The following is a 24,133-nucleotide window of genomic DNA, read 5'->3' as shown; positions in this document are numbered from 1 at the left end:
GCACTTGGGGAGCAGGGGAGGAATTGGGGTAAGGGGGGAACTGGGGCAAGGGAGGAAGTGGAAAAAATGCAACGCCAGCTCCTCTACCTCCCCCTTTCAAGGGTAGGGAATTAAAAATCAGGCAGTAGAGAGGGTGATTTGAGAAACACGGAGTTGTGGAGTCAGGGTGGGCCAAGGTTCAGGGAAAAAACCACCGATTGGTAATGGAAGATGTTTGAGAACAGCAGCCTTAATCACTAAAAACCCACGACGAAAACAACTCAAACAACGATGGAGACAACTATTTTTAAAATTGCGTCGGGCAATATGGGTCAGTGGTAACTCATCCAAACAACTGGGGGGCAAATTAGCATCAACTTCTCCACCAACACTCACTTGCCACAAAGTAGCAATGGCAATTGCTAACCAATGTCGTTGAGCACGTTTAGGGTCGGTAATTTTAGTGCGATGCCAGGCAAAGCCACCTCGTTTGCCGTCTTTAAACAGACACTCAATCCAAGAACGCATCGAATACCAACAAGCATCGGCAACATCTGGAGGCAAATCAGTGACAATTAACCAAGGGTCGGCATAACCTTGCTCATGACGAGCTAACAAGGTACACTCAATCGAGTTGGTTTTAAAACAAGTTACAAGAGCCTGGAATGATTGACCTACGAATGGCACCAGACTATTTATTGGTCGCCAACAGTCCTCACCCTGAATTTGAAACAGTCCTTGAAGGTTAATCCGCATAAATGGATGCCAACCCTGACTCTTGATTTGTTCGTACAACCAATCGGCATACAGTCCTCGGTCTGTGGTGACGATGACAAACCAATCTGCGGGAACTGTTTGACTCACATAGCCAAATAATTCTTGCCAGTGAGGCTTCCAACTTCCGGGTTTGGTGGCTTCCACTATTTTCCAGGCTATCGGGATTCCGCAACCTCGGTAAACAACACTAATCGCCAACACGGTGAATCTATCACTCAATGTGGAAGCATCTGCTGCCAATGCTAGACGCTTTTCTGATTCTGGCCACAGGCTCAGAATCCATGACAATAAAGGACTAAAACAAGATGTGACATCAAGTGTTGCCCGCCCATCTTTTGTTTTGGTTTTATCTTCTGCGTCTCTTAACCATTCCCGTAACTGCTGAGGTACTGTATTTTCCTTTTTTCCCAATAGCTCTGCTAAAAACACCGAAACTGTTGTTAGTCCGCTTGATTGGGTCATGACTATCCCAAAACTCCACATTGCTAGTACCACTGCTTGTGATTTGGATAGATGCGGCATTTTTTCTATCACTGTTCTAGTCCATTTTCTTAATTCCTCATTCTTGCCTACCTGCATTCTCCCTCCAACACCCTGAAATTTTTGACCGCATCTACCTTAGTTATTTTTGCGGTTTGACCTCAGTTCTGTATTTTACTGGCTCAACTGCCTCTTTCTTAAACCCCTACCCTTGAAAGTCTACCTCCCCTGCCTCCCCTACCCCTCTGCAATCCATACACTGCCTACTTTTAGGCTTAACGAGCGTGCCATTCGGTTTTATCATATGGTCATCAGCACCTAACTCTAGCCCAGTGATTCGGTCTGCAATATCTCCCAAGGCTGTCAGCATAATAATTGGCACATCTGAACTATGAGCGCAATTCTTGACATACACCGTAGCCATCCAGCTTCGGCATCATCATATCCAAAACCACTAAATCAGGAGCAGCTACATGAAAAGCTGACAAAGCTTCTTTACCATCACCAGCTGTAACCACATTGTAGCCAATCATGGAAAGCCGCGTCTCTAAAATCCGGCGAATGCTAGCTTCATCGTCTACTACCAGAATCCTTCCTTTATCGCTTTCCACGTTTGTGCATTGTTAATTAATGTATTTTTAACCAAAAAAACTGAATATTTTTGCCAAACTGGCATAGCTTTACCCCATATAACTGAATTAATAAATAAAAGATAAATATCTTGAAATAACCTCACCAGCGCCATCGCTTGCTTGACTCTGATGGGTTCAAATTAATTAGGGCGAAATAAATGGATGAAGCTAATCTTGAAGACAAATACAATTTTCTTTACCCTCGTAGTCGCTACTACGGTCAGATGAAGCCAGAGAATTTAGTATTCAATGCTAATTTACAAGAATTTGCTCAAAAGGTCAGTTACATTTCTGCGCTGCAAACCAGTGGTAAGCTTGACCCGTCTGAGTCTTACAACCAAATAAAGGCACTTTGGAAACAGTTAAAGCACAGTAAGAAAGAATTGGCAATTACTAAATCCCCACCATCAGCTTGAACTTACTTTAATTCTGGCATTAGCAAGAGAAACTTATGCTCCCGCTAGGAAGACTGCAACATTTTCTCTGATGTATAACGGCGTATCTGTGCGGTGCAATCCTCTCTCGAAAGATACCCTCAACACAACAGCGAAAAGCGCGATGGTCGTTCGCCTCCGGTCTCGTAGAGAAGACCCCCATAATTGCGATAGCGCTTTTCGCCCGCCGTAGGCGATAAGCGCTCGCGAAGCGTCTCGAAGAGAAGCTTAAGCCTTTGGCTATCGCTTGCAAAGCGATGTATACGATAAGCCGTAGCATCTACGCCCTTTAAACCCCTATCCCAAAGTCCTATGATCTCAGAGTTATTATCATTAGAGTTAACTTATTGAGAAATAAGTATAGTGTAAAACCCTTACTATTATGTAGGCGTAGATAATTTCACCTCTAAACACGAGCCTGATTTTTAAGCTATACGGTGCGCGTTTCTCCTCTGTCAGCACACTATATTGACCCCAACTTAGCTACATTTACCCAATGTCGGCATACTCCCAAAAAACGACACTTAGAAATGCGCTCGCTCCTAGCTTGGAATTAAATAATTATTCCTTTTCCTCATATATAGCCAGAATTACACGTTTTGGCTCAATATAAGAAATAGTTGGGTTGCTTGAGTGCAACACTGCACTTTTCCTATACTTCTTCCCTACTTATCGAAGTTGATTTTTCCCGTGCACATCATTCTTAGCGCCATTCGGCCCAGAAATATATTCTTCGCTCAACGTTGCACAAGCATTTGCCAAAGTTTTACAAAAACGAGTCAAGGTAGTGGAAACTCCGCCTGACCAGTGGATAAAGACAATGCGAAATATGGGATTTTCAAACTCAGCAGCAGCATCCTTCTCCAACATGACAAGAACTTGAAACCCGGATTATGTTTGAAGAATTTGTCAGGATTGCTCTGATTGAATTTGTTGAAAATGGTTTCTAGCTAGGAGTTGCTACAAGTGTTTGAGAAATCCACGTAGCATGAAACCCGTAAGGAACGCGCCCAGGTATAATTACTCGCGCTACAGGTTCAGATGTAAAGTTTTGAGCATCAACAACCCGTAACTCAGACTGCTTGGCTACTGCATCCCAGACTATCGTCAGCAACCAACCATCGTCTTCAATGCTAGCGCCAGGACGAGGTACAAACGCACTATCACCGCCAAAACGCCCACGTCCAAACTCATGCACTTGGGAGCTACCAGTTTCTAAGTCATACTTAATCAGACCATCAAACACGGGTTTTGGCTTCATATACGTTGCTACCCGCGAAGTATATATGTAACGATTTTTACGACCAAGAAATTGATTATTAATTTGAGGGAATTCAGAGGGAACATCATCTAAAACTTCTTGTTTGACTGTACCAGTCGTTAAATTAATTCGCCAGCAAAATAGCTTGAGAGTTTCTAAATCAAAGTTGAAAATTTCGCCACTCTCATTATAAAAAGGAATTAACAGATTGCAGAAGTCCATTCGGCAGGCTACAAGTACTATTTCATTACCAATTTCATAAGCATTGGCAGTGTGAAAAACCATGCAACTTGGAACCTCAAACCAGCGGATTGTTCTGTTATCTCCGTGGCGAGGTAAAACACCAATATGGCTTTTACGTTCTGGTTCAAATTTAATTGGAAGCTGACCCGTTATTGATTGCATTGGTTTAAATAACATCGGCATATCCAAAAAAATTGTGTAGTTTTCGGTGATAGCAAAATCATGCATCATTACCGGAACTGGCAGATCAATGGGTACAGTTCGCTTTAGCTCCCCTTCTTTTGAAACAATGCTGTATTCCAAATAAGGGGGAGCAATCGGAGCAAAACCATAAAACATCATTTCACCCGTTACCGGATCTACTTTTGGATGTGCGGTGAACGTAGAAGCGAGTTTGTTGTCAAAGGTCTGTATCCCAACTGTCTCTAAATTTGGAAGCTGGATAATGTGGGGTGCGCCTGCTTCCCACAGAGCTAGTAGTTTACCGCCATGCCATACAAAGGATGTATTCGCGGGATTTTTCATCATCAATCCGTGTGGAGCATCAAACCGGGGAAGATTCAGTAACCCTGGCCAAACAGCCTGACCTAGACTTTGTTCCAACTCAAACCCTTGTGTGCGGACATAACGATTACGATAGCTGGCACGACCATCGCTGATGCTTACTGCATGGAGCATCCCGTCCCCGTCAAACCAATGGTACAGTCCAGGGGGCTGAAATTGAGGGTTAGGGCCATTACGCAGAAATGTTCCTTCTAGTTGTTGAGGTAGTTTGCCGATAACTGTTAATTCCTGGGCAGATATTTCTTGGCTTACTGGCGCAAAATTGTCAGTTAAATATAGTTTTGACAACTCGTTATTAATTGCTTTGATATTTGCACTAACACTAAATCGGCTCAATACTTGGTAGGGAACGCGAGCATAATAGCCAGTCCCTAAAGCTGTTTGACTGACCATTGACGAACGCTCCATCTGAACTACGCCCGCCAGGAATTTGCTATCGAGTATCATACTCATGAATCGGCGCTGTAAAGTCAGTTGGCGACTGGAGTTGTTTCCTGCGTCTGTGGCTGTAAGCTCTCTTAAAAGTTCCTTTTCCTGGCTATCTAACTCACTATCACTATACATCAGTGAGTTAATAGCTTCATACAACTCCTGAAAATCTTTGTCTTCGGTATTTAAATAAGTTTGTAACCAGCCATAACATTCTTCCAGTGGTACTGGCTTATCTGACAACAATAAGCATTTAATCTCTGGATCATTAGCCAGCCCTTTCTCATTTGCCATCCCTTGCAAAAATTCTTGTTCTCCTGGTTCAAGTTCCCCATCAATCCAAGCAATACCGATGAGAAGCTGTAATAACTGCTTATTATCTTTTGCAGCTTTTTCTTTACTTCCAAGTAAGGTAGCTTTGGGAATTGCTATATCAAAATGCTCATAATTTTTTGCATTACTACGAATAGTCTTCTCACTGCTGTACAAGATTTCACTCTTGTCAGGCGTTTTGACTACGATATATAAATCGGGATTGCTTTCGAATATCGCAAATTTGTCTTTAAAATCTGATTGGGAGTATGTAATTTCAAAAGTCCCATCACTATTAGTCTTTGCTTGTCCTAACTTATCGCCCTTAACAACATCTTTGTCAAAGGCTTCGATAATTAAGTTAGAAATACCATGATCACTTTCGGCTTCGTAAACTCTTCCCTTAACCTGAAAAAACTTGAGATTATTCATGATGATTTGAAGTTTGAGAAAAAATTTTTAATTGTCAGTTATTAAAGAGGCAACAGGCAAGGGAGTGTTTTATACCAATTCGCAATTCGCTTTTAGCTTCTCTGCGAGACGCTAAAAGCGAATGCCCTGCTGCGAAGACAGCAATTAAGAAACTTAGATACAGCAAGGCAATCCTTGCTCACATCTATTGCCGGATTTTAGGACATTGGTAGTAAATGAGGATTTAGACCCCACCTAAAACCAAAACTAGAGATTTTCTTTATGCAGGATTCCAAGTGCCGTGGAAACCATGAGGAATGACGCTCGGTAATCCCAGTCTGCAAACGGGTTCTTTGTCTAAGTGATCGTTATCAAATACCCAAACTTCACTACTACAAGAATTACCATCGTATATCACACTTAAAACCCAAGTTTGCTTAGGGTTTTGGGCATCTTGCACAGGTAGCGGTTCTGAATTATAGAGATTTTCTTGCAAGTTTGCTTCCACAAGGGTTTCGGTTTGGTGATCGAAGCGGGCGATCGCGTTTAATAGTTCTTTGCCGAGTTCTGCTCCTTTGCGGAATGAGGAAAAATATGTATATCGAGAGGCTTGCCCCACATTTTGCTGTGGTACAGTTGGTAGCTCACAATGTCGGTCTACAACTCGCTCAATGGTCGTAACTTTGCCACTTTGGGGCTGAAGATGGATGCGTGATAGTGAACTTTTAGCAGGGGTGTGAGTTTTACCTTCTGGTACTTCCTTAAAATATTGGTTTACTTGAAAGTCTTCGTAGCGAGCAATATCTACAATCAGTAAACCACTAGCATCTAGATAACCGTTGACAAAATGCCAATGAAACCAAGGTTCGGCTTCACCACGACTTACTAGAGATAATGTCTGGCGGTCAAAGACTAAGATTTGAGTTCCCAACTGAGCTTTCCACTCTAGTGCATCACAGGGGCTGCTTATTCCTAGTAGTACAGGAAGGACATTCACCCGCACTGGGGGAATGCACAATACAAGATATTGCCCTGCTAAAGCAATATCATGCACTATTGGTATTCCATCAAGAGCGTATGTTGCTTTCTGGATAATTTTGCCAGTGGCATTGCTCTTATAAATATTTAGTTTGGCATTTAATCCTGGAATAATACCAAAGTTAAAAATCTCCCCTGTTTGGTCGTCGCGCTTGTAGTGTGCGGAATAGGCTAATCCATTATTAGTTAACCTTTCTAAATCATCTTCGCCCCAAGTTTCTAAAGTTTGCAAGTCCAAGGCATGGGGTCTACCAGCTTCCCACAGTGCTAAGAGTTTATCTGGAAGTGCGATGACCGATGTATTCGCAGTGTTTTTCACCCCTTTGAGCCATTGATTCCAAAAAGCTCCTGGTGCAGTCATCCCATAGTTCCCGTAGAGTAGTTTAGCTGCTGCGGCTTCTTCTTTGTAGCCATTTGTTTGCACGTAGCGATAAACTGCGGTGGCTCCTGCATCGGTAAAATGGACAGCGAGAATTGCTCCATCCCCATCAAACCAGTGTCCTACCCGCTTGCCGCCACGTTCTAGCCGTGCGGGGCCATTACGGTAGAGTGTGCCACGTAAACCATCGGGGATTTTACCAGAGATAATTGGCAGTTGGGTAAGAGGAAATTCTTTTCCTGGTTCGGCGATCGCACTTGCCCAAGCTTTTTTGGTTAATTTTTCACTGATTGTAGTCATCTCAAATCTTTGTTCCTATATCCTAATTTTCTGTGTGCTTGTTTGAGCGGGAATTTTGAATCCTATTTAAACCGCTTGATTAGTAACAGCTAAGTCGATTTATTAGGGGTGGCGATACTCCGACCCAGCTACTACGAAGAAAATAGGAAAAATAGGTATTGAGCAATTCGAGTAGTCACTGTAGGTCAACATTTTTCGTACAACTTTACTATCTCTGATTCGGGTGGGAGTACAAAGTAAGACTTTTATGATAATGAGGGAATTTAATTAAGAAAAGCTATTAAAGTTGATTTCAATAAAAAGCAGTTGAATAAAATTGCCTATAAGCTTGCGAGTATTTTCAGTTATTAATGCCATTATTTCTTTTATTATTTGTCTACGAATATTACTAACAACATAACCAAAATGCAAGGACAGTTAAGACAGTTAAGCATAATTAATTTTTAATTAATTCTTAACGCCATAACAATTCATAGTTAAATGCTTGATACAAACAGTATATGTCTGAATCATTGTGTTGATAGTATGTAATAAAGCAGATTGACTTTGTTAGAGCGCACACAGGCTTTGCTAAAAAGCCATCGCCGTAGGTGAGCGGGTACGCCGTCGCACTACCGCTCCCACTCAACCAACTCCTTATCCACAATTGCAACTTTCCACTGCGGAAACTTCACTCTTCTATTTCTTGATCATGATTACAAGTGCCGGATCATCCCAAGACCTTTCAAGAACTCGAAGGAGAGGATTTTGAAGAGAAGTGCTTGCGACTTTGAATTGATGGATCTGCTGCGGTCACAAATTTAACCTCGCTACAATCACCCCATGCGACCATTAATGAATAAAACACTCAAGCGGAGGATCAGAACGTGAGATTAAGTATTCTTAGGGAAAGACAAGGCAACAGAAAAAAGCTGAAAATTTCCCTACGCTTTGTCCTTATTATTACGTTTTTGCTCCTAACGGTTGGGACTACAGTGCTAACGAGTTATATATCTTTTTATAATTATCAGCGTTCAATAAATAGCTTGGTATATCAGATGATGACCGAGATAAGCGTTCGCGTCCATCTGTATCTTAGTAATTACTTAAAGACTCTAGACTTAATTAATCGCCTCAATGCTAGAGCTAGCGAGCTAGGACAGTTAGACATCAACAATCCTAAAAATTTAGAACGCTATTTTTTAGGTCAAATTCAAGAATTTGATTCAGTGAGAATTCATTTTATTAATCCCAAAGGGGGACTCGTTGGAGCCGGAAACGATGAGCGGGGTCTTACCGTTTCGTTGACCAAGAATTTTGTCAAAGGGACGCTTTATGTATATAGCGTAGATAGTCAGGGTCAGCGTCAAAAATTATTAGTGAATCAGCAAAACTATGATGCAACTCAAAGACCATTCTATCAAAAGGCGCTGTTTGTAAGCAAACCAACTTGGACACCGATTTATTTGTATGTACCAACTTCGAGAGGTTTAGGAATAGCAGCCAGTTACCCGGTTTATAATCAAAGACAACAACTTCAGGGTGTTTTTACTAGTGACCTAACCCTTATCGCCGTTAGCGATTTTCTCAAAAAATTGCGATTCGGTACAAAAGGACAGGTATTTATTATTGAGTATTCGGGACTGATAGTTGCTTCTTCAACTGAACAACCTTTACTTACAGTTACTGATGGGACACAAAACAAACGGCTCAAGATGACAGAAAGTAACGAACCCCTGATTCGTCTGGCAGGTCAACATCTTCTCTGGCACTTTGGTAAGTTAACTCAAATTAAGACTACACAGCAACTCACCTTTGAGATAGAAGGCAAAAAGCAACTCTTACTCGTTACCCCTTACAGCGATAAATTGGGTCTTAACTGGTTGATTGTGACACTCACACCAGAATCCGACTTTATAGCAGAAATTAATGCCAATACAAGTGTAACTATACTTTTTATTGCTAGCGTTTTAGGTGGAGCGATTACTTTAGGATTGTTGCTAACTCAGTTAATTGTCAAACCTGTGCAGCAATTGAGTCAAGCCAGTTTGACCCTGGCAAATGGAGAATGGAATCAGGCAATTGAACAAGACAGCCCGATTGTAGAACTACAAGTCCTCAGTAAATCATTCAACCGGATGTCCGAGCAACTTAAGCAGTCATTTGAGCGCGTTAGAATTGCTCTACAAGAGTCAGAAGAACGTTTTACTAAAGTATTTCGTACCTGTCCTGAAGCAATTGTGATTGTTACCCAAGATGGACGATGTGTGGACGTGAATGATGCCTTTACAGATTTATATGGTTACATTAGGGAAGAAATCGTTGGTGGCACATTTACAAAGATTAAATATTGGGTAAATTTGGAAGACCAAAGACGATGCTTGGATGATTTGCAACTAGGTAAATCAGTTCGCAACAGGGAATTTGCCGTTCGTCATCAAACAGGTAGGATAATCACCGTCCTGTTTTCAGCCGATATTATTGAGCTTCAGGGACAACCTCATATCATTGCAGTTACTCAAGATATCAGTGAGCGCAAACTTGTAGAACTAGAATTACGACAGCAAAAAGACCTGCGCGAGAGCATTTATAACGAATCTGCCGATGCCTTATTCTTGGTAGATCCTGAAACATTGCTGATCTCTGACTGCAACCATCGAGCAGTAGAACTGTTTGAAGCAGACACTAAAGCTGAACTGATTGATATTCAAGGTCACACGCTTCAAGTTCGGTCGTTTAGCTTGGAGGAACTAAGCGAAATCACTGCTCAAATACAGCAAAAAGGCTTCTGGAGTCGGGAAATAGAATACGTTACGCGAAAAGGAAATCTCTTTTGGGGCAACCTAGCTGCTAAACGCGTTGCGATTGTTAATCAACCTTTCGATTTAGTGCGGGTATCTGATATTACTGAGCGCAAGCAAGCAGAAGAAGCCTTACGCCAGAGAGAAGCTCAATTTCAACAGTTAGCAGCAGCTTCCCCAGGAGTAATTTACACTGTTATCGAACATCCAAATGGCGCTAGTCGATACGAGTATGTCAGTCCTGCCTTTGAAGATTTTCATGAAGTCTCGATAGCACAAGCCCTTGAAAATTCTGCCATTACTTTTAACCAAATTCACCCAGATGATCAAGCCCTCTATGAGCAAAGTTACAGGCAAAGTCTTGAGCATATGCAGCCATTTAAGTATGAATGGCGGATTATCACCCCGTCGGGAAAAACCAAGTGGCTTCAGGCTAGCTCTCGACCTGAACGCCGCCAAAACGGTGAAATTGCCTGGTATGGTGTCTGCTTAGATATTACTGAGCGCAAATACATAGAAGAAGCTCTGCGGCAAAGCGAAGCTCGCTTCCAAAAAATCGCAGCAGCTTCACCTGCACAAATTTACATCCTGGCTTATTACCCAGATACAGGTGAAATGCAATATGAATATATCAGTTCAGGAGTTCGAGAGATTCAAGAATTAGAACCGGAACAAGTCTCAACGGATGCCCTACTCACTTATAACCAAGTGCATCCTGATGACCGCGCTCTTTACAATCAAATAACTACCCAAAGTCTCAGAACGCTAGAACCTTTTGCTCACGAATGGCGGATTATCACTCCCTCTGGCAAGATGAAATGGGTACGCGCTAATTCCCGCCCAGAACGTCGTCAGAATGATGAGATTGCTTGGTATGGAGTGCTACTAGATATTACTGATCTCAAACAAGCCGAGGTCGCCCTACGCGAGAGTGAAGAGCGGTTTCGTCATGCGTTTCATGATGCCCCCATTGGCATGGCGCTACTGGGATTAGACAATCGCTGGCTGCAAATCAATCCGGTGCTAGGTGAAATGCTTGCCTACTCTGAATCTAAATTACTAACCCTAAGCGCATCACAGCTAGTTCACCCAGAAGATGTTAATCAACTTCACCACTGCATCGAGCAAGTTTTCACCAATGAGAATCGTAATGCTCAAATTGAGTTACGTTACTTGTGCAACGGAGGACGCATTGCTTGGGGACTAACGAGCCTATCGCTGGTACGAGATTTCCACAATCAGCCTTTGTACTACGTCGTCCAGATCCAAGACATCACCGAACAGCACGCTATTGAGCAACTGAAAAATGAATTCGTTTCCATCGTCAGCCATGAACTTCGCACCCCGCTGACAGCTATCCGAGGATTTTTAGGACTGCTTAATACAGGTATCTACGACAACAAACCCGAAAAAGCCAAACGGATGCTCCAGCAAGCTTTAACAAATAGCGATCGCCTTGTGCGTCTGGTTAATGACATCTTGGACTTAGAACGCTTGTCTTCGGGACGAGTACAGCTTGTTAGGGAAATCTGCAATGCAGAAGATTTAATGCAACGAGCGGTTGAAGGGGTACAGTCAATCGCTCTTGGAGCCGCGATTACACTCTCGATGACTCCCACTAACGCTTGCGTATGGGCTTCTAGCGACTTAATCATCCAAACCCTGACCAACTTGTTAAGCAATGCTATCAAGTTCTCTCCTCCTCACTCAGTTATTACTTTATCTGCTAAGCTTCAGTCCGACTCAGTTCTGTTTCAAGTCAAAGACCAAGGTAGAGGTATTCCCGCCGACAAACTAGAAACAATATTTGAACGTTTTCAACAGGTTGACATCTCTGATGCTCGCGCTAAAGGAGGAACAGGCCTTGGCTTGGCGATTTGTCGACGTATCATCCAACAGCATGATGGTAGTATTTGGGCAGAGAGTAGACTTGGTGAAGGCAGCACGTTTTATTTTTCGTTGCAAATCCCACCAGGTGAATCTTCAGAAAATCCAACTTTTTGAAAGCTTGTTATCAACAAGCTGTCAATTACTTTATGGGCAGTTAAGCAGCATTTAATAGATGCTTGAAAATTGGTTTTTAGACTCTTGATTCTTTTAAGCTTTCCTAGACGCACCTTTTACTTAAGAAAAAAAGCATGAAACAGCAAATAAAAGTGCAATCGCTTGATAGGCATTGCCATGTTGGGCAATCGCGTTACTCATTCCAATTTACCAACTCGCTATCCACGCAAACAATCCCCCACTGCGGAAACTTTAACAGCACGCTTGCAATCGCTCTAGCCAAAAACCTCATTTACTCAGGTATGTGGTTGCCAGAATCGCAACTCTTCCCTGGAATAGCTTTCAGTCTTTTTCAACTCATTGCGCTAATGCTGCCAGGCTACAACTACTTTGTCCCCTATCTCCTCCACAACTTCGCCCCTCTCCAAATACAGAGTACGGTACGGGTCAGCGTGGGCGACACTCCAAAACTCTTGCCATGTACACTCAGGCTTTGACAACACTCGCCTAATATCACTAACCGCCTGGGCGTAGATTTCTAATTGCTCCGCTCGATAAAGGATTCCTGAATAAACGCAATCACCGCTTACCAATCCTTCCAGCTTCACAAGGTCGATGAGCAAGCGATCGCCCAAGCTGAACTAGAGACATACCTCGAAGCACAAGCGCAAGCTGTAGCGTCAGAAGAATTTACAGTTGTTGAAATCAGCTTTTACGATCACGAAATCTACGCCGCTTCAAAGCTGATTGCAACTATCACTTACGACGACAATCACTTAACTCAACGTTGCGTGGTGATGGTCAATGGCAAAGAAGTATTCCGCCGTGGCTGGTGGCAAAAGTGTTACAGCGATATCTGCTGGCACTACAAGCGGGGAACTTTACTAACTCTGTTGTCTGACACCGCTCAATCACCAGTTACTGTTGAAGAACTTCGCATCTTTTCGGGATGTTACCGCAACTGTAGAAAGCGATTTGGTTTGCGTTTGAATCTCATCGCTGCCTTGCTTAACTATGAACTGGCACATCCCTCTTGATTCATGCAAGATGTCTACTATTGGGTCATTGATGCCTATCGATGGATTTTAAGTGTTGTTACCCGCCACGAAGAACAGAAGGGTTTTGTCGTATTACCTAAACGCTGGCTTGTTGAGAGGACTGTTGGTTGGTTTAACTGGTGTCGGCGATTAAGTAAGGATTATGAAATCTTACCAGAAACAACAGAAACTTTTGTTGACATTGCGATGATTCGTCTGATGCTCAAACAACTTGCGTGATTAAAATCACCCATTAAAAACTTTTCAGACATCCTCTCAGAAGTAAATCGGCTTTATATCTCAGGGCAAACGCATCTAAAGTATAAGAATCCTTTAATAGCAAGGGTTTCGGCGTTTTTTAATTTAGCCTATTTTTTCATCAAGATCCATGCCCAGCAAAGGTTTCAGAAATACCGTGCGTTCGCCCTGCTTTATATCTAGCTTTTTAACTCAGATACTGTACTTCATTTACTTGCTAACTGCTTCAGATTTTGAAGCAGGAGCGGGGAGTGGGATTCCCGCTCAGAGACGCGACTTAAACAAAACTCAGCCCAAATGTAATACCAATTCAATTAATGATTGCAACAGATCCTTGGATGAAGACGCGATGAATCGCGTTTCTACAGATGGTCTATTTGTCACATTCTTTTTTCACATTGGTATAATCTAAACTAGCGATGTTCGCAGTAAATACGTCACTATGAACAGTTACTAATCTAAATTCGACTATTATTCCTAGTACTTAAAACATTTGGGTATCGCATTCCTGTATAAACCCTTCTGCACAACCACTCCAGGATTAACTTTATAGTCAACGCTGCTCGTCAAAATAGATAATTACTAAAACCAGCGTTTTATAACTGCCAAAAACGACTTAATAATTGCCTATACCAGGAGCAAGATGGTTCCAGTGCAATATTTTGAGAAAGAAGCTCAATTGCATCGTTACAATCTTGCACACTTGTATCAAGTTCTTTTACCTGATACAGTTGGCGGGCATTGCAATAGGCATCCATCGCCTCCGATTTACGATTCATTCTTTCTAACGTCAGTCCCAAATTAAAATAGGCATTTGCTTGTCCTTCACAATCACCGATTTTGCTTCTAATCAGCAATGAATGCTGATGAAACTCAACCGCTTGTTGATACTGTCCCAGGGCGCTGTAAGCATTGCCCAACCCACTCAAAGCTAAACCTTCACCATTTTGGTCATCAATTAATCTTGTAATGTCTAACCACTGCTGGTAGAACTCAATTGCCAATTGATACTGCCCTAATAATTCGTAAGTACTAGCCAAACTTCCTAAGCAAATACTTTCTCCAGTGCGATCGCTTATCTTCCTCGTTATACTTAACCACTGCTGGTAGAACTCAATTGCTAATTGGTACTGTCCCAATAATTCGTAAGTACTACCCAAACTTCCCAAGGCAATACCTTCCCCAGTCGTGTCACCTATCTTTCTGGTTGTACTTAACCACTGCTCATAGAACCATAAAGCTCGTTGGTACTTGCCTAAAGACTGATAAGCATTCCCTAGCCCTGATAAGGATTTAGCTTCTCCTAAGCGATCGCCTATTTCTCTGGACTTATCTAACCACTGCTGATAAAATTCAATTGCTAACTCTGGCTCTCCTAAAAACAGATAAGCATTACCCAAACTAATTAAAGAAATGACTTCTTCATTGCGGTCACCTATCTCTCTAGCTTTCTCCAAGCACCGTTTATAGAACTCAATGCACTCAGGGTTATTTAGGCTACCGGCACTAACTACTTGTGTCATTCTTTATAGAAAACGAAATTTTTGGTTGATAAGCTGTTGATTATACAATTTTACGAACATAAATCTTTGCTGTCAGGACTTCAGCACGCGCAAAATGCAACTTCTAAATGCAATAGCTTAATACAGATCAATATAGTCCACACCCAACCTTTGTAACAAGGCATCACACGATACATACAACAGTTTGTAAGTAAATTGAAGTACAGTATCTGAGTTAAAAAGCTAGATATAAAGCCGGATTTCCTCTGACGCCAAGCTGCGAGTGTCTCCGGCTCCGCTCCTGTATTCTGCTGTATTTGCCCATAAACAAACAATTGCGCCGGAATTTATATTCAATTAGGTTTAAATAATAATGGTAGCTCTGAACGATGATTATCACAATAAGCGACCACTGTTTTACCAACCAGATAACCCATACTTAGTAATAAAGCTAACAGAACAAAAGTCAGGAATGTTATTTGACGCTCACTAAATAACTTCCATTTAGACTCTGTTTTTAGCAGTGCTTGCACGTGTGTGATAGCCAAAGTTAGAGACTTGCGATCAATTTGTTTCCAAATTATCAAAGCTCCACTTTCTTGAGAATTTAAAAATGCATACAAGTAACCAGGCGTGGACTGATCTGGCCCAACAATGAAAGAATATCCATTAATCAGTTTAATTAATAAATTCTTTTGGCTCCCTAGTTGACGTACGCTAGGTTTCATATTGTTTGACTCAAGTATGTCAATAGCTTCTGACTCAGACAGCACTTTACACCCTTGCACTACTTGGATAAACACCTTTAAAATGTCATATTGATAGTTGTTAGTCTCAACTAGATTTGAGGTTGGAGTTACATTCCAAATAGTTTGAATAATCTGCTCATCACTTTTGCCATCTTTGGAGAGTAATTTGACTAACTTCCAATCTTCATCAACTGCTTTTTTGACAATCTCACTATTGAGTAACTCTTTCAGCCAACTCCAATTATTGCTACCAGAAAATAATCGTTCTACTCTTGGAGCAATCAGTGCAAAGGCTTCAAGAGAATAGACATTAGCATTAAATTTATTCTTCTGTGGTTGTTTTCCAGGATTGATACTAAAAGTACTAAGCATTAAAGATTTAACTTTAAATATAACAAGAGTCATTATCCAAGGAACAGTCAACCCATAACCTTTATTTAACCACTCACCGATTGTGAGTTTTTCTTTTTTACCAAATAATTTTGCTACCCTTTGAGGATACTCCTCCCAAAATGGTAACAACCCAGCTGTATTGCCTAAGTGAGCTAAGTGATTGAGTACAAAAGGGCAAATTGAAAAACTCAACCAATCACCAAAGGTTTGATAGGCTTCAAGGTTTGAAAGGTCGTGGCAAAAAGAATAAAAATCATGAAGTTGTACTATATCAGCAAGATGTAAATCTCCATGTATCTCTGCATTAATATTAGCGCTCTCGATTTTTTCTTCGGTTACAGCTAAAACATTGTCAGCATCTTGAGGCTTTAGCTGATTGTTAGACTCTTTTACGAGTGTGATACTGGTGAGCAAGACTGATACAATATCTTCTAAAACGACTCTGCCGTTCGCTCCTTGTTGTTTGGAATAAACACGCACTTCCTGTCTGAGGCGGGTAAATACATTATCGTAATAATATTTAGTCAAAAGCAAACTCACAAAGGCATCTCCGTTAATTGTCTCAAAGCAAGCCAATCGGATTGAACATTGAAGTATGTGGTTATTTTGGATTATTGAATAAGAATAAATACATTCTGACGAATGTATTCAGCATGTGATTTAAACCATTTATTCATAGGCTTTTCGCTCAGAATTCATAATTAATTCTGAGGTTTGACGCAAACATTACTGTTTTATAAAACTTGAACAAAAAACATTTAATTTCAGTATAAAATTATATTGGTATTTTTTTGTCTAAGACTGTGACAGTTTTATGAATGCACATTAAAAATCATCAAACTCACTAGTGAGCGTGACTAAAATACAATCCATAATTAATGTTGAGAATGCCCTAAACGTGAGATGTATTGCCTTTGGAGAATTCCACTAAAACCTAAATCACCGCCTCATTTCCGGTGACCTAAACCTTCGTCATCAGAGCTATCAACAAACTTTTCAGTCCTAATCGATGACGCATTAGCCACGTGGTAGAATGATTACTTTAGTCAAAGCAGAGTGTTAACGCGACAGCGTAACGCACCTATTATCTCTTAGGTGGTGCGTTAGGCTTAACACCCTTCTGCTATCGGAGACACTATGCGAACGCGTAAGGCTCTCTGCAAAATGCTACGCGAACGTAAGCTCGCTAACACCAATCGCCTCAAGTCGGGAAACCCTTCCACGGCGATGCTTCACCATAAACCACCCTACTGGCGTGACCGGGCTAATTTAGTGCATAAACATCAAGACAATTTTCTTTTCTCTGTCTGTGTCGCGCCAGTTGCTATAACGGGGAGCCACTGCGTTGGACGGGTAACCCGGCTTGAAGCAAGTGGCGTGGGAACCCCCGCAACGCACTGGCTTCTCTGCGCCTCTGCGGTTTATTAATCTACTATTTTAATTCGGTCACGCCACTATACTCATTGGTGGTATATTTTTTTAATTGGCAGTCCCTAAGAAAAAAGATAGCTGGGTTTTTTAAAATTAATATAATAAGGTTAAAATTAGGAAACATTTTTGATGTATTAAATACTAATAAAATTCCAAAGGCTCCTATTCCCCTTGCACTCCTAGCTCATCTATTTAAGGAAGTGATAGCAGCTAGTTATGTAGTTTAAAAAGTAAACTGCTCCGCTTTGTCTTTCTAACTGCGGTACAGACATCACAATCGTGGACTTATAACTGTTATGATTACTGGATTTGGAATACTATAATAGCAACCAAGACAGCAAGACCTAGCGCTCTGCGAAAATAGTTAACACCTTGAAATAATTCCAGCCACGCCCAAGTAAACAAGGAGCCATTCGCGACTACATCTAACACTGTATTAATTTTGCCACTTGTAAAGATTAGAGCAAGTATACTCACTACTATCCAAACAATAAGCGGTAGGTTTGGCATCTGAGCTAAAACAATTTTGCCATCGCTGTCACGGAAGGTTTTATCAACTAATGTATTTTCCATTATTTTCAGTTCCCACTTAGGTAAAAATTATTAACTTACAAAAACTACCGATTGAGTCTACTCAGAATATGACGACATTTAATCGCAAATTCATTAATTATATTAAAACATTCAAAAAACTCTCTTAGTAAGCGTCTAATTGCAGAGATTAGAGCGATAAACCGTATTCATATATGACTATATTGAAAGGTATAGTCACACGAAATTCACCAATTATCTGTCGGGAGTATGAATACAATTTGGATTGGTTGTGGCCATATTTGCTCAACGGGTAGTAGCTTTTATAGTTGTGGTTTCTACTAAACTTATAAACTCCACGGACTGAGTAGTCACATAGTTCAAACATTGCAAACAGGCATTACCTTTAATATTCTACATTTTATGAAGTGTCCCATTCGGGGTAGATATAGCATGGCTGACACCAGAGTTTGGGAAAGTCTAGATAAAAGTAGACAACCTTGTAAAAAATTTATTCGCTACGTTAGCCACTAGGATGAAATTAGGTATGTAAAAACGATCGCGATGACACTACAAGACGCACGACAATACGCCCCAGCAACTGAGCGCAACCGCGAACCAATTCTAGAAGTACTTTCACAGGTATTGCCTGAGAGCGGCACTATCTTAGAAATCGCCAGTGGTACTGGTGAACACGCTGTCTTTTTTTCGTCCAGACTCAGAGATTGTATGTGGTTACCAACAGATACAAATCCCCAATTACGAGCCAGCATTATTGCATGGACTGAACACTTTGAATGTAAGAACGTTTATCCACCGCTTGAGCTTGATGTAAGAGAACCAGTTTGGCCAGTGGAGAATAGCGCATTAATTGATTGGCTTAATGCCTCCTCAATTACCGCCATTGTCAACATTAATATGATTCACATTTCACCTTGGTCAGCCTGTCTGGGGCTAATGACAGGGGCAAGCCGTATCCTCCAAGCAGGAGGTATCCTCTATTTATATGGGCCCTTCAAACAAGGTGGAGAACATACATCACCGAGTAATGCAGCTTTTGACAAATCTTTACGCGCCCAAAACCCAGAGTGGGGTGTACGTGACTTGGATGATGTTGTAGCAGTAGCTAGCGCACACAATCTCACTTTGAAGCAGATTTACAAAATGCCAGCTAACAATCTTTCAGTAGTGTTTCAACGTTCTGCCAATTTGGAATAATTCCTAGAAATATCAATGAGGAGACTTGAAGCGTTACAAATTACTGTATGAATCCCCATAAGTGAATCAGGGTAGTTCTGGAAAAGAAATGCGGTGAAAACTCCCATTAGGAATTCTCAAAATCCTGTCACAAAAGATAGAAAGTCTTGGCAGAAGAAGATGTAATGACGAAATTTCCGTAATGTTGGGTTGTAGGTGGACAGTTAGGTGAGTTAGAGGGGTAGTGATTGCAGTGTCTGTAATTAATTTTATTACTTAAGATGGTTTTAGGTTAAATAAAGCTGTATTTAAGATTACAGGCAATAAATAACTAGATATATGGGGAATTAATTTTTCCTCTGCTACTAAGGAGTAATAATGGTTTTAAGTCAATATCAACGTGCTGTAGGTGTATTTACTCATCGTCGAGATGCAGAACAGGCATTACATGAATTGAGAGATTCTGGCTTGGCAATGGAGAAAGTATCTGTAGTTGTACAAAATACAGACCGCAATTATGAGATTAGTAATGATGAAATAGGTGATAAATCTGATGAAGGTGCAACAGTCGGAGGACTTTCAGGGGGTGCTGTAGGTGGGTTGACTGGTTTATTAGTAGGTCTTGGTACTTTAGCAATCCCTGGAGTTGGGCCAATAATGCTGGCTGGCGCAGCGGCAACTGCTTTGGTTACAACCCTTGTAGGAGCAAGTATTGGTGCTGCTACTGGCACTTTTGCTGGTGCATTAGTTGGTTGGGGGATGTCAGAAGAGCAAGCTAGAGCATATAACGAGCGAGTAGAGGATGGACACTATTTAATAATCGTGGATTGTACATCTCTAGAAATTGCTCAAGTAGAAGCAATTCTACAGCGTTGGGGTATTGAAGAGTTTGGCATTTATGAGCATCTCAACAGTGACCATGAAACTACAAATTATTTGACCACGACGACTTCTGCTACTGCCATTCCTAATAAAAGTGGAATTCTGACAAAGTATGCCATTAGTTACTTTAATCACATAGATAATGCTGAAGCAGCAATTAACGAGATGTGTGCCGCAGGTTTCTCAGTAAACCAGATTTCCTTAATTTGCCAAGACTTTTCTCAATTGGTTGGATCAACAGACGTTAATTTAAGCGATCGCTTTGATGCTATGAGGTTAGGAATAGCAGATGAGTGGGCCCGCTTTTACAATGAGCAAATTGAGCAAGGCAATTATATAGCTATTGTTAGTGGCACAGACAATGAACTTGATCACGCTAGCTTGATTCTGGGCAAGTATGGTGTTCAAGAGTGCCAAATTTATGATCCAATGTTAATTCGTTCCTGAAAACGAGTACTAGTAAATTTAACAATTTTCTCAGAGCAATTACCCAAATTCTTGGATAGTTGTGGCTAATTAAACACATAAAACAGCGATTTTATATAAATTTTTTAGGTATTAACTAATACTTGGAAACTTTACCTAAACTCTCTCTCTTGGCACTGCCGTAATTTTTGATACAAGATTAAATTTAGATATCCCACCGAATCAACTTATACCGAGGGTAGTTTGTAACCGAAATAGCAAAACTGCTTAAACGTTCTGTTGAAAGCAGCCCACTGTAATTTGGCAAGCACAGAAGATGAAAGTTACTCTTCAAGAAAATCAATCTTTAGTTCTAATTGTTGATAATGAAGCATTTAACCGTCAAGAACTGCGATTTTTGCTAGAACAATCAGGGTATCGGGTAGCTGAAGCAAAAGATGGCACGGAGGCAATAAATGTTTTTCAACAATTGCACCCAGAACTAGTACTTCTTGACACCATCTTGCCAGATATGGATGGGTTTGAGTGTTGCTCCAAGTTACTGAGTATTGACGAAAACAAACACACTCCAGTTTTAATGATTACAGAATTTGAGAATACTGAGTCAATTGAGAATGGATTTAGAGCAGGCGCAACAGATTATATAATCAAACCATTTTACTGGCCAGTTTTAGGTTTTCGGGTCAGACGCTTAATTGAGGAATCGCAGCTACATCAAAAGCTTGTTGCAGCTAATCTAGAATTACAACGATTAGTTACTATCGATTTCTTAACTCAACTAGCTAACCGCCGACGGTTTGAAGAGTATATGGATCATGAGTGGCGGCGCATGGCACGCTTGCAACAGCCAGTGTCTCTCATCCTCCTTGATGTTGATTTCTTCAAATCCTATAACGATACCTATGGTCATCAGTCAGGCGATCGCGCTCTTATAGAAATTGCTAAAGTCATCCAAAATGTTGTTCAACGTCCTGCTGATTTAGTTGCCCGTTATGGTGGGGAAGAATTTGCTGTTATTTTGCCTGAGACAGACGCACTAGGGGCTGCTCACGTTGCACAGAGAATTTGCTCTGCTATTCGGAGACTGGCAATTCCTCATATAAATTCACAAGTTAGTTCTCATGTAACCCTGAGTGCTGGGTTAGCTACACTAATTCCTGAGCCTAGTTCTAACTTTGAAGAAATGATTGCGGCAGCAGACAAAGGATTATATCAGGCAAAGGCAGCAGGACGCGATTGCTTCAAGCCAAATAACTTGCAAAGTATTTGCAATATGAGAGTTTTCCTGAGCCAAATATTAATGTCTCAGGAAGAATCGAGCAGGGTGAGCTAATTACTGACTTATTTCAAACAATAAAAATTAAGAACGGTCAAGAACTGGCAGCACAAGCACATCAGGGAATATGGAAGTACGTTCCTTCTACTGATTCAACAGGGGATGTCACAAGTATTTCCTTAGTAAAAAACTTGCAACATTTGCCTCATCTTATTGTATAGGTCGAGTAACGCAAGCTTCCAAGCTCGGTGATACGGTGCTAGTAAAGCTATCTCCAAGTTGCAAAATCACTTTTCGTAGTACTTATAAGTTAGCCGTAGCAGGAGTATACAAGCTCTCGTTTGAATACCGCGATCGCGCATTACATCGCATTACATATACATATAGTAGCGGCACAAAGAGTAAATATAGCTGTACAGCAGCGTCATGTTCGCTCTACAGCCTTTCTCCCAGCAGGAGAAGATTTTCAACTGCCATAGAACTCATTTTTACTCCACCTTTAGGAGCCATTAAAAAACCCCGTCGTGCCGGAGTAACAGGGGCTTTCTCCTCTAATTTCAACTTAGAATTTAAGAGAATCGTAGCCAGAATTAATTTCATTTCAAATAAAGCGAACACTTGACCTAGACATTGACGAGAACCTGCCCCAAAAGGCCAAAATTCATAAGGTGAGTATTTACGATTCAAAAACCTCTCTGGTTGAAATTTATCCGGTTGGGGATATAAATCTTCTCTACGGTGAGTTAGGTAAATAGAAGGTACTACGAATGTCCCACAAGTAACGTGATATCCCCTTAAATTAACAGGGCGTATAGTGACTCTAGGAAAAGTAGACGGAACTACAGGGTAAATCCGCAAAGTTTCTTGACAAACTGCTGTTAGATAAGGAAGTTGAGTAATTTTGAGAGGGTCAGGAGTATTTAAGCCTTGTAACTCATGCAACAGTTTCTCATAGACTTGTGGTTGTTGATGAATCCAGTACAAAGCCCAAGCCAGGGCAGTAGCAGTAGTATCATGACCAGCATTGAGTAAAGTTAAGAGGTTATCTCTTAATTCGACATCACTCAAGCTTTGTCCATCTTCATATTTTGCTTCTATTAGCATACTCAGAATATCGAAATGCTGCCCTTGCACTTGTTGGCGACGCTCCAAGATTTGAGCCATGAGATTTTCATTAATCTGCTGGCGCTTCCTGAGATATCTTCCCCAAGGACTCCAAGCACCTAAATCCTTTCGTAAAGATGGAAGTAATAAAGCGCTAGCGATGAGTGGTGAACTAGTCAACGATAGCCAAGTTGTCATTAAATTTTTCAGTTGCTCAAATCTGGATTCTTGGTCAATACCGAAGACTATTTTTAAGATAATCGTCATGGTAATATCTTCAGTTAAATGACGAGCAATAAAGGTTTGACCGACTTTAAGGTGTTGTATGGCTTGTTGGGTAATATCACAAATCTGTTGCCCATAATTGAGCATTTGTTCCCCGTGAAAGGGAGGCATGATAAGCCTTCGCAGACGCTGATGGCGTTCTCCATCTTGCACAATTAATGAGTTTTCTCCAACTTGAGGTTTGAAGGGTTCATTAACAGTAGCTGGAGCATCAAGAATTTTATTTGTTGGATTAAATAACTCTTGAAGATCCTGGGGATTACTAACAACTAAAAGTTCTAGTTCCCCAAAGGAATTAGTAAAAAACAGGTCTCCATAATCCTTGGCACAACGCTCTAAAAACTCCAATGGCTTTAAGGTAAATTCTATTTGTTGGATAAATCTAGGAGTTTTAAGCTTCTCAATTTGTTTAATTGTCATAGTTGCTGGCTATCCGATGATTATTTTGTTTCTCTGCTAATTATTCTAATTTGGGTCTGATTTCTGTGTAGCACTATTTTGCTATCCGAGGAGCAATCACCATAGGATTAAGAAGGAAAGCGATCGCTTTCAACAATAATCGCTTGGTTGAAGTGGTCTGCTTTCCCCAGCACTACTACTTATAAGTAGCTTCTGAGAAATTTACATCCTACTAACTATATAGGTAAAGAGCCATATCTTTGAACAAATCCATTAACTAAAAATACTATCGTTGCTGTAATTTTGAGTACTCAGCTTTGCACTGTAGAGATAGCAGTCAAATTTTTTAAAAAATTATAGCTTCTTTATCAAATTCAGATACGACATCTTAGCTGAAAAATTGTGAGACGCAAGTAAAAACTACAGTCTTCTCTATTTTAGACCTTGTGGTATAATGAACGCCAATGGTTACGCTCGCATTCAACAAGTTGTAGTAACCTTTAATTAATCAAAATCTGATGATGTTAAATTCTACAGTATTTATGGGCAGCTTAAGACAGAAAAATAGTCCACCTTAAAACTACATAGAGACTACCCCTCAGACAAACTGTATCAAAAGTCTCATTTTATTGAACAAAAT

At 40.9% G+C, this 24,133-nt stretch carries 15 protein-coding genes and 3 pseudogenes; 8 read left to right on the top strand and 10 right to left on the bottom strand.

The genetic code is table 11. From position 1 onward, the window contains the following. Positions 1-117: 117 nt before the first annotated feature. Together WKK05_RS15550 and WKK05_RS15545 are read right to left on the bottom strand one after the other, a co-directional pair. Entirely contained in the window at positions 118-1,278 is a 1,161-nt protein-coding gene (locus WKK05_RS15550; RefSeq protein WP_341530521.1) for a transposase, read from the bottom strand. Between the two features lie 250 nt (positions 1,279-1,528). Beyond that, positions 1,529-1,847 (bottom strand): annotated as a pseudogene (locus WKK05_RS15545) (response regulator); the annotation flags it as partial. Between the two features lie 179 nt (positions 1,848-2,026). Here WKK05_RS15545 and WKK05_RS15540 point away from each other — a divergent pair. Beyond that, entirely contained in the window at positions 2,027-2,284 is a 258-nt protein-coding gene (locus WKK05_RS15540; RefSeq protein ID WP_341530520.1) for a hypothetical protein, read from the top strand. Positions 2,285-2,971: 687 nt separating this feature from the next. On the opposite strand, the gene WKK05_RS15535 is transcribed toward WKK05_RS15540, so the two are convergent. The 3 genes from WKK05_RS15535 to WKK05_RS15525 all read right to left on the bottom strand — a co-directional run bounded on the left by WKK05_RS15535 (position 2,972) and on the right by WKK05_RS15525 (position 7,239). Beyond that, a complete protein-coding gene (locus WKK05_RS15535) occupies positions 2,972-3,172 on the bottom strand; it encodes a hypothetical protein (RefSeq protein ID WP_341530519.1) in 201 nt (66 codons plus the stop codon). Between the two features lie 76 nt (positions 3,173-3,248). Beyond that, the gene (locus WKK05_RS15530) at positions 3,249-5,543 is read right to left on the bottom strand and encodes a carotenoid oxygenase family protein (protein ID WP_341530518.1); all 2,295 of its coding nucleotides are present in this window, start codon (positions 5,541-5,543) and stop codon (positions 3,249-3,251) included. 259 nt (positions 5,544-5,802) lie between these two features. After that, on the bottom strand, positions 5,803-7,239 hold the full coding sequence (locus WKK05_RS15525; RefSeq protein WP_341530517.1) for a carotenoid oxygenase family protein: 1,437 nt from the start codon (positions 7,237-7,239) through the stop codon (positions 5,803-5,805). An 866-nt stretch (positions 7,240-8,105) separates the two neighbouring features. Between WKK05_RS15525 and WKK05_RS15520 the strand changes: the two genes are divergently transcribed. Next, positions 8,106-12,023 (top strand): PAS domain S-box protein, encoded by a 3,918-nt coding sequence (locus tag WKK05_RS15520; protein ID WP_341530516.1) that lies wholly within the window; start codon positions 8,106-8,108, stop codon positions 12,021-12,023. A gap of 365 nt (positions 12,024-12,388) precedes the next feature. Here the strand turns inward: WKK05_RS15520 and WKK05_RS15515 are convergent, their stop codons facing one another. After that, positions 12,389-12,658, bottom strand: a complete 270-nt coding sequence (locus WKK05_RS15515; protein ID WP_341530515.1) for a hypothetical protein — start codon at positions 12,656-12,658, stop codon at positions 12,389-12,391. Positions 12,659-12,946: 288 nt separating this feature from the next. On the opposite strand from WKK05_RS15515, the pseudogene WKK05_RS15510 reads away from it, so the two are divergent. Continuing rightward, a pseudogene (locus WKK05_RS15510) lies at positions 12,947-13,060 on the top strand (IS5/IS1182 family transposase); the annotation flags it as partial. 21 nt (positions 13,061-13,081) lie between these two features. After that, positions 13,082-13,300: pseudogene (locus WKK05_RS15505) on the top strand (transposase); the annotation flags it as partial. Positions 13,301-13,914: 614 nt separating this feature from the next. Here WKK05_RS15505 and WKK05_RS15500 read toward each other — a convergent pair. Together WKK05_RS15500 and WKK05_RS15495 are read right to left on the bottom strand one after the other, a co-directional pair. Further along, complete coding sequence (locus WKK05_RS15500; RefSeq protein ID WP_341530514.1) at positions 13,915-14,841, bottom strand: tetratricopeptide repeat protein; 927 nt, start codon at positions 14,839-14,841, stop codon at positions 13,915-13,917. Positions 14,842-15,173: 332 nt separating this feature from the next. Beyond that, positions 15,174-16,502 carry a hypothetical protein gene (locus tag WKK05_RS15495; RefSeq protein WP_341530513.1) on the bottom strand — a complete coding sequence of 443 codons (1,329 nt, stop codon included), beginning with the start codon at positions 16,500-16,502 and terminating at the stop codon, positions 15,174-15,176. Between the two features lie 597 nt (positions 16,503-17,099). Between WKK05_RS15495 and WKK05_RS15490 the strand changes: the two genes are divergently transcribed. Then, entirely contained in the window at positions 17,100-17,390 is a 291-nt protein-coding gene (locus WKK05_RS15490) for a hypothetical protein (RefSeq protein WP_341530512.1), read from the top strand. A 303-nt stretch (positions 17,391-17,693) separates the two neighbouring features. Here WKK05_RS15490 and WKK05_RS15485 read toward each other — a convergent pair whose 3' ends face one another. Further along, complete coding sequence (locus WKK05_RS15485) at positions 17,694-17,966, bottom strand: hypothetical protein (protein ID WP_341530511.1); 273 nt, start codon at positions 17,964-17,966, stop codon at positions 17,694-17,696. Positions 17,967-18,488: 522 nt separating this feature from the next. Here WKK05_RS15485 and WKK05_RS15480 point away from each other — a divergent pair. The 3 genes from WKK05_RS15480 (at position 18,489) to WKK05_RS15470 (ending at position 21,762) form a co-directional block, all read left to right on the top strand. Further along, complete coding sequence (locus tag WKK05_RS15480) at positions 18,489-19,142, top strand: DUF938 domain-containing protein (protein ID WP_341530510.1); 654 nt, start codon at positions 18,489-18,491, stop codon at positions 19,140-19,142. A gap of 357 nt (positions 19,143-19,499) precedes the next feature. Next, entirely contained in the window at positions 19,500-20,450 is a 951-nt protein-coding gene (locus WKK05_RS15475; protein WP_341530509.1) for a hypothetical protein, read from the top strand. Between the two features lie 295 nt (positions 20,451-20,745). Next, on the top strand, positions 20,746-21,762 hold the full coding sequence (locus WKK05_RS15470) for a PleD family two-component system response regulator (RefSeq protein ID WP_341530508.1): 1,017 nt from the start codon (positions 20,746-20,748) through the stop codon (positions 21,760-21,762). A gap of 378 nt (positions 21,763-22,140) precedes the next feature. Here WKK05_RS15470 and WKK05_RS15465 read toward each other — a convergent pair whose 3' ends face one another. After that, the gene (locus WKK05_RS15465) at positions 22,141-23,514 is read right to left on the bottom strand and encodes a cytochrome P450 (protein ID WP_341530507.1); all 1,374 of its coding nucleotides are present in this window, start codon (positions 23,512-23,514) and stop codon (positions 22,141-22,143) included. Between the last annotated feature and the right edge of the window lie 619 nt (positions 23,515-24,133).

The organism is Nostoc sp. UHCC 0302, assembly GCF_038096175.1.
Taxonomy (GTDB): Bacteria; Cyanobacteriota; Cyanobacteriia; order Cyanobacteriales; family Nostocaceae; genus UHCC-0302.
Note: the sequence above shows the minus strand (reverse complement) of the source record. Positions and strands in the feature narration are given on the sequence as shown.